A 1187-nucleotide genomic window follows, 5' to 3' on the forward strand; every position below is an offset into this window, starting at 1 on the left:
ACGTGGCAGTTCGCCACGCTGTCGGACGTGCAGTTCACGGCCGACAACCCGGCGCTGACCCAGGTCGCGACGACCGCCATCAAGCGGATCCGTCAGACCAAGCCCGACCTGCTCGTCCTCAACGGCGACATCACCGACCGCGGCCTGCCCCAAGACCTCACGCTCGCCCGCCAAGTGCTCACCGACGCCGGATGCGACCTCATCCCGGTCGGCCAGGAGCCGGCCGCAAACAGCACCCCGAACCCGAAGGCCGGCTCGATCCCGTGCTACTACGTGCCGGGCAACCACGAGTCCTACGGCCTCAACAACGTCCAGTCCGACCTGACGAACTTCACCAACGAGTTCGGCCGGCCGTACCGGACGTTCGACCACAAGGGCACCCGGTTCATCCTGCTCGCCAGCTCCCTCGGGTCGCTGCGCGGGTCGGCCTGGGACCAGCTCCCGATGATGCAGCAGGCGCTCGCCGACGCCAAGAACGACAAGTCGGTGCACAACGTCCTGGTGTTCGCCCACCACCCGGTGGACGACCCCGCCGAGACGAAGTCCAGCCAGCTCGGCGACCGCGACGAGGTCGCGCTCATCGAGAACATGCTCACGAACTTCCGTGACTCCACGGGCAAGGGCGCCGCGATGGTCGGATCCCACGCCCAGATCGCCAACGTCCACCGCCTCGAAGGCGTCCCGTACATGGTGCTGCCGTCCTCCGGCAAGGACCCGTACGGCACGCCGGACCGCGGCGGCTTCACCGGATGGGTCGACTGGTCCGTCGACGCGCGGCAGGACGCCGGCCGGCAGTGGCTCGAGGCCGACGTGCGCGCCTTCGCGCAGTCCATCACGCTCAACACCCCGGACTCGCTCGAGGCGGGCGAGACGGCGCAGCTCTCGGGCAGCATCGTGCAGCCCCAGGGCGTGTCGACGGGCACGCGTGTCGTGCCGCTGCGCTACCCGATGTCGGTCGACTGGAGCGGCTCGTCCAACCTGGCGATCGGCAGCGGCAAGGACGCCGTCGACAAGGCCCGCAAGTCACACAAGATCGTCGCGATCCTCGACCCGCAGACCCGGACCCTCACCGCGCTGCGTACGGGCTCGGTCACCGTATCGGTCACCAACGACTCGATGCGCGCCTACACCGACGACAGCTCGCTCGCACCGATCACGACCTCGAAGACCATCCAGGTCGTGTCGTC

General features: G+C 68.7%; 1 protein-coding gene. It reads left to right on the forward strand.

What is annotated here, in order from left to right; all coding sequences use genetic code 11:
* A partial coding sequence (locus Pth03_RS41110) for a metallophosphoesterase family protein (protein WP_203949951.1) occupies nt 1-1187 on the forward strand: 1187 nt, incomplete at both ends.

It is taken from the genome of Planotetraspora thailandica (assembly GCF_016863335.1).
Taxonomy (GTDB): domain Bacteria; phylum Actinomycetota; class Actinomycetes; order Streptosporangiales; family Streptosporangiaceae; genus Planotetraspora; species Planotetraspora thailandica.